The 6,249-nt window shown below is 37.1% G+C and carries 6 protein-coding genes and 1 pseudogene; 3 read left to right on the forward strand and 4 right to left on the reverse strand.

Translation table 11 applies throughout. The annotated features are described in order from the left end of the window. Window positions 1–104: 104 nt before the first annotated feature. From yajC to EZ456_RS16640, 4 genes are all read right to left on the reverse strand, one after another. Window positions 105–425: a preprotein translocase subunit YajC gene (gene yajC, locus EZ456_RS16625; protein WP_131532036.1), complete on the reverse strand. Its 321-nt coding sequence runs from the start codon at window positions 423–425 to the stop codon at window positions 105–107. Between the two features lie 69 nt (window positions 426–494). Further along, a complete protein-coding gene (locus tag EZ456_RS16630; protein WP_131532038.1) occupies window positions 495–953 on the reverse strand; it encodes a DUF1573 domain-containing protein in 459 nt (152 codons plus the stop codon). Between the two features lie 2 nt (window positions 954–955). Beyond that, the gene (gene nusB, locus EZ456_RS16635; protein WP_131532040.1) at window positions 956–1,906 is read right to left on the reverse strand and encodes a transcription antitermination factor NusB; all 951 of its coding nucleotides are present in this window, start codon (window positions 1,904–1,906) and stop codon (window positions 956–958) included. A gap of 50 nt (window positions 1,907–1,956) precedes the next feature. Next, a complete protein-coding gene (locus EZ456_RS16640; protein WP_131532042.1) occupies window positions 1,957–3,045 on the reverse strand; it encodes a Glu/Leu/Phe/Val family dehydrogenase in 1,089 nt (362 codons plus the stop codon). A gap of 671 nt (window positions 3,046–3,716) precedes the next feature. Here EZ456_RS16640 and EZ456_RS16645 point away from each other — a divergent pair. From EZ456_RS16645 to EZ456_RS16655, 3 genes and pseudogenes are all read left to right on the forward strand, one after another. After that, window positions 3,717–5,507, forward strand: coding sequence for an ABC transporter ATP-binding protein (locus EZ456_RS16645; RefSeq protein ID WP_131532044.1), 1,791 nt, complete (start codon window positions 3,717–3,719; stop codon window positions 5,505–5,507). Between the two features lie 79 nt (window positions 5,508–5,586). Next, a complete protein-coding gene (locus EZ456_RS16650; protein ID WP_029275977.1) occupies window positions 5,587–5,910 on the forward strand; it encodes a DUF3276 family protein in 324 nt (107 codons plus the stop codon). A gap of 145 nt (window positions 5,911–6,055) precedes the next feature. Beyond that, window positions 6,056–6,249 (forward strand): annotated as a pseudogene (locus EZ456_RS16655) (IS5/IS1182 family transposase); the annotation flags it as partial.

A 6,249-nucleotide genomic window follows, 5' to 3' on the forward strand; every position in this document is an offset into this window, starting at 1 on the left:
GCTGCAAACTGGAAAATTTTATTCCAAAATGCATTTAACCAAATGTAGTAAAACAAAAACAGTCCCGAAAGTTTTCGGGACTGCTCTTATATTTTATTAACTTCTTAAGCTTTCGTTGCTACAACTGCTTTGGTTGCATCTAAAGAGACTGCTGATTTATCGAAACGGATTTTAGCACCACTTTCTACTTCAATCAAGAAAGTTGTTTCATTTAAATCCACAATTTTTCCGTGGATACCTGCAGTGGTAATTACTTTATCGCCTTTACCTAATTCTGCTACTAACTTCTTATGGTCTTTAGCTTTTTTAACTTGCGGGCGGATCATGAAAAAGTAGAAAACTACCATGATTAGTACCATTGGTACAATTGTAGTTAGCATGTTACTACCACCTGCTGCTGCCTGTAAAATTACTGTTAATGTCATTTCTTATTTATTTGTTTTTTTTGTGAATAGTTAATGAATATGCGTTATTGCAATAAACAAGTAACCAATTTATTTTTTAGTAAGCACCTCTCCTACCAAATGAACAGTGGTTACTGTTGGATTTGCATTTGATGTTACGGTTACTACCTTATCTTGCATCCCCATTTTACCTTCGCTATTAAAAACCACACTGATAATGCCCTCTTTACCAGGTAAAATTGGCTCGCCAGGTACTTGAGGAACAGTACAACCACATGTTGCTGTTGCGTTTGAAACAATTAGCGGACTCTTACCTGTATTTTTAAGTTTGAAATCGTGCTTAATTTTTTCACCTTGCGTTATTTTACCGAAATCGAAAATATCGCGTTCGAAAACAATAACAGGCGCATCTGCTGGAGCAATTTTAGCTGTTTTTGAGGTATCGTTGCCAACCGAAACTGCTGTAGCAGTTTCGGTAGTTTGATTATTTGCATTACGACATGCTGCGAATGAGAGTGCAGCAATAGCCAGGATAAATGTTCTTTTCATTTTTAATCTTCGATTAATCCGCGGCCAATCTTTTTAATGGTGTTGTTTTTCTTAAGATCGCCTAAAATTTTGTCTAAAATACCGTTAATAAATGAATTACTCTTCGGTGTACTGTAATCTTTTGATAACTCCAAATATTCGTTAATGGTTACTTTAACCGGAATAGATGGGAAGTTTAACAGTTCGCAAATAGCCATTTTCATTAAAATGGTATCCATCAAGGCAATACGTTCCGATTCCCAGTTTTTGGTTCTATCGGCAATCATTTCCTGATATTTGGCATCGTTCTGTAAGGTATGCACAAATAAATCCTGAACAAATTTACTGTCCTCAACCCAATCGGCACTGATTTCGGTCAGTTTGTTTTTAAAAGGATCTTCAAAAGTAAAGTTTTTCAAGGTTTTGGCCACCATGCCTTTCATTACCTCGTGATCTACCTGCCAGTTGATAAATTTCTCTTCGAAAACCTGCAAAATGGCCTGATTTTTTAAGATGATTTTCCTGAAAATGTATTTGATAATATCTTTTGATGATTCTAAACTTTCGTTTGGATCGGCAAGATACTCAGCATATTCTTTTGATGCTTTTAACGAATTGTAAACGGTTTTACGGATTTCCGGATCAAAACCCCAGTCTACTTTATATTTTTTAACTGCAGAAACATAATCAGGATTTTGCTGCATTAAAACGCTAAACTTATTGTGTAGCAATTTCATGTTAGGATTGATATCCTCTGCTGTTTTGATAAACTTATTTGCGCGCTCTGCGGCGTCGTTAGCAGTAAATTCGGTAACTTCTACCATTAAAGATAACATCCAGATGTACATTTCGTACACGCTATCGATGCTCTGCATTAAAGTTTTCAAATCACCTTTAATGTCTTTTTTGTCTGCCATGTGCCAAGCAAAAATATTTTGCAAAGCTTTGATTCTTAAGTGCCTTCTGTTTAACATGAATGTAAGAACGAGTGTGGTTTTTTAAAACCTGTTTTAATAATTATGATTTAATATGACGATTTAATTTTTTTAACATCTGCAATCCGTTTCTCGGCAATGCGGTTTGCAGCAATATTTGTTGATATATTTTCGGTTTTGCTTAACTTAATTACACTGCGTGTAGCATCGTAAATATTCTCTGTTAGCTGTACAGTACGTTTTTTACCAAAACCTGTTAACTCAGAATAGCAAGAAATCAATCCACCAGCATTGATTAAATAATCTGGTGCAAATAAAATCCCTTTCTTCAAAAGCAATTCGCTATCTAAAACCTCATCCTTTAACTGATTGTTTGCCGAACCTGCAATAATTGCAAACTTCATTTTTTCGATGGTTTTGTTGTTCACCGTAGCGCCCATTGCACATGGCGCATACACATCGGCATCAGTTGTAAAAATTTTATCGGCATCGATCGGTTTTGCTTTATATTTTCGGGCAACATAAGTTAATTGCTCCTGATTAATATCGCTAATCAAAACTTCGGCGTTTTCTTTTCTTAACAGAGCAACCAAGTGCTCACCAACATTTCCGATACCCTGAACTACAATGGTTCTTCCAGCTAGCATATCCGTACCAAAAACTTCTTTAACACTGGCTTTTATACCTAAATAAACACCTTGTGCAGTAAAAGGAGCTGGATTGCCAGCACCGCCGATTGACTCTGGAACACCGGTAACATAATTGGTTTCCATACGGATATATTCCATATCGCGTGTATTGGTACCCATTTCTTCTGCCGTAATGAATTCGCCATTTAGGTTTTTAATAAACCTACCGTAGCTGCGCATTAAAGTTTCTGTTTTATCTTTCCTGGAGTCGCCGATGATTACACCTTTTCCACCACCAAGATTTAAGCCGGTAATGGCTGCCTTGTAAGTCATTCCTCTCGATAAACGCAGCGCATCTTCTAAAGCTTCGGCTTCGGTGCTGTAACTCCACATGCGTGTTCCGCCTAAAGCAGGGCCTAATGTGGTATCATGTATCGCAATAATTGCTTTTAAACCTGTATCTGGATCGTTGCAAAAAACCAATTTTTTATGGCCATAGGCACTTAATTGATCTAAAATTGAAAAATCTGACGAAGAATTTGCTGGCATATTGAACGTTCGGCTAACCTGCTGCAAAATTAAAATAAAAAACCATTATTACACGTATTTAACGAAACTATAAAAAAATTAATTCGGTTCTGGCTAAATTAATAAACCTTTGAACGGTTAAAAACCTGAAGATTTGAGGGAAAAATACACCGGTGTTTGGTTCGTGGGGACACGAACCAAGGCGTAAGAAGAAAAAGATGAAGATGTTTGGCGTTGGTTTAGGCGGTCGATATTATTTGGAAAAGCAGGGTTAGGTACGTTTGGGTTACGAAAGCCCCGCTATGCGCTTCAAAGCCTTGGCTCGTGCCTCACCTGCGGGTTTTACGCTGCTATCGGGTTTAGGTGGCAAAAACTTCCGAATTTTCAAGTGGCAAAGCGCAGGCAAAATCAGAAGTTTGAGGTAGCGCGATAACGCTGCGTTAGGGATTGTAACGGTTTAGTACCGATCCTTCATCGGTACCGGAGCGCAGCGCAGCCCTGAAAAGCCCGCCCCTTTCCCGATTCATCGGGATTAAGGGAACGCCCAAATTAGTAGAGCTGTTAATTAGCCATACAACCTCACAGGCGCTCAAACCTGCGAGGTTAGAAGAAGTGTCATTATTTTTTAAAGCTTAGGCCCTAATAGATAAATATGTATTATGAAATAACAAAATTAGCTAAGTTTGTATGGAATGAAACATTTAAGCCGATTAAACAAATACTTTCTTAAATACAAATGGTGGATTATACCTGGAAGTATTTTCGTGGTAATTTCTAATATTTTTGGGGTAGTACCTGCCCAGGTGATAGGCTATGCAGTTGATTTGATTACCGAAAACATCCAGATATTCAATCTCTTTTATGGTTTCGATCGGCAGGCTATTATTTACGACATCTTTAGTAGTAATCTTTTATTTTTTGGTTTGCTGGTTATTGCACTTTATTTATTGCGGGGGCTGTTTTTGTTCTTTATGCGCCAAACCATTATTTTAATGTCGCGGCATATAGAGTTTGATATGAAGAACGATATCTACCAACATTATCAGGAGCTGAGCTTAGGTTTTTACCGCCGGAATAACACTGGCGACTTAATGAACCGTGCTACGGAAGATGTTAACAGGGTAAGGATGTACGTGGGTCCGGCGATTATGTACACAATTAACACTTTTGTTTTATCGATACTTATTATCTGGTCGATGTTTGATGTAAATGCTAAACTGGCCATTTATTGCCTATTGCCTCTACCCTTCCTGGTGATTATTATCTATTATGTAAACACGCTGATCTTTAAAAAAAGCGGAAAGATACAGGAGCGGCTTTCGGACCTTTCGAGTTTTGTACAGGAGCGTTTCTCGGGGATCAGGATCATTAAATCATATGTTCGCGAAGATTATACGCGAAACATGTTCTCCATCCAGAGCAACGATTATAAAAAAGATTCGATGAGCCTTGTTAAAGTATCGGCTTTGTTTTATCCTACCATGCTTTTATTAATTGGTTTAAGTACCATTTTAACGATATATATTGGTGGTATACAGGTGATGAATGGCAGTATCACTGCAGGGAATATTGCCGAATTCATCATTTACATTAACCAGTTAACCTTTCCGGTAACCATGCTGGGCTGGGTTACTTCTTTAATCCAGCGGGCTGCTGCATCGCAAAAAAGAATAAATGAATTTTTAGATATCCCATCCGACATCCAATCGAAAGAGACTGCAGAAATTGAGCTAACCGGCAAAATCAAGTTCGAACAGGTGAGTTTTACTTATCCAGATACAGGCATCGAAGCCCTAAAAGATGTTAGTTTTGAGATTAATAGTGGCGAATTTGTAGCCATTATCGGAAAAACAGGGTCAGGAAAATCGACATTAGCCAATCTGATTATGCGGATGTATGATGTTGAAAATGGGGTTGTAGGTGTTGACGGGAAGAATATAAAAGCACTAAATCTTAAAGATTACCGGAGCCAGGTTGGTTTTGTACCACAAGAGGTTTTCCTCTTTTCGGATACTATAAAAAACAATATTGCCTTTGGTTTAGACAAGGTTACTGATGAAGAAGTGTACATGGCAGCAAAAAACGCCTCTGTTTACACCAATATTATCGATTTTGAAGAAAAATTCGAAACCATGCTGGGTGAACGTGGAATAACCCTGTCTGGAGGACAAAAACAACGCGTTTCTATCGCAAGAGCATTGATTAAATCGCCTAAAATATTAATATTTGATGATTGTCTTTCGGCGGTTGATACTAAAACGGAGGAGGAAATACTACAAAACCTCGGTAAAATTATGGCTGGAAAAACAAGTATTTTAATTGCCCACAGGATTTCGACCATTAAAAATGCGGATAAGATTTTGGTGTTGGATAACGGCAAAATCATTGAACAAGGCACACACAATGAATTACTTAGTTTAAATGGAAGCTATACCGAGCTTTATAACCACCAACTTTTGGAGGAGGAAACCCGAACTATTTAAATTGTATTAAAATTGTATTTTGAACTTTAAATATTTGCTTTATATTTACCGAAACCAAAAACCAACATCAATACCAACCATGGGAGAATTCGACAACAAGGAAAGAGAAGAAGTTTTTTCAAAGAAAGTAAGAGCAGGTAAGAGAACTTATTTCTTCGACGTGAAGGCTACTAGATCGGGTGATTATTATTTAACAGTTACCGAGAGCAAGAAAAGATTAGAAGACGGTGTGTTTGTAAAACATAAAATCTTTTTATATAAAGAAGATTTCGAAAAATTTGCAGAAGGACTAAATGAAACTGTTGATTACATCAAAACTCACCAAGATGTGGTTGAAAAACGTTATGAATATTCTGAAAATGGAGAACATAGCACTAAAGCTAGCGACGATTTTACTTTTTAAGTAATTATAATTTCAATAGAAAAGCCTCCCGATTTTAAAAGAGGGCACTGAAAAAGTCTCTTTTTGAAAAGGGATAAAAGGAGTAGAAAACTAGTTTTTCTACTCCTTTTTTTGTATTTTAAGGTATATTATTACTGCTTTTAAGATGCTTCTTCAACAACAACAAATCCAGTTTAGTGAGTTTTCCAAGCTTTATGACCTGATTATTCCTAAGGAGAATTTACTTCGCAAGATTAGTGAGCTTATAGATTTTAGCTTTATCTATGATGAGCTAATGGGCAAGTACTGTCCGGACAACGGGCGTAACGCTGAGAGTCCGGTACGCATGTTTAAATATTT

The organism is Pedobacter psychrodurus, assembly GCF_004331735.1.
GTDB lineage: Bacteria > Bacteroidota > Bacteroidia > Sphingobacteriales > Sphingobacteriaceae > Pedobacter > Pedobacter psychrodurus.

What these genes read in the sequence shown, in the direction of transcription:
- nusB (WP_131532040.1), bottom strand. Translation starts at nt 1,906, where the DNA reads ATGTTAAACAGAAGGCACTTAAGAATCAAAGCTTTGCAAAATATTTTT.
- EZ456_RS16650 (WP_029275977.1), top strand. Translation starts at nt 5,587, where the DNA reads ATGGGAGAATTCGACAACAAGGAAAGAGAAGAAGTTTTTTCAAAGAAA.
- EZ456_RS16630 (WP_131532038.1), bottom strand. Translation starts at nt 953, where the DNA reads ATGAAAAGAACATTTATCCTGGCTATTGCTGCACTCTCATTCGCAGCA.
- yajC (WP_131532036.1), bottom strand. Translation starts at nt 425, where the DNA reads ATGACATTAACAGTAATTTTACAGGCAGCAGCAGGTGGTAGTAACATG.
- EZ456_RS16640 (WP_131532042.1), bottom strand. Translation starts at nt 3,045, where the DNA reads ATGCCAGCAAATTCTTCGTCAGATTTTTCAATTTTAGATCAATTAAGT.
- EZ456_RS16645 (WP_131532044.1), top strand. Translation starts at nt 3,717, where the DNA reads ATGAAACATTTAAGCCGATTAAACAAATACTTTCTTAAATACAAATGG.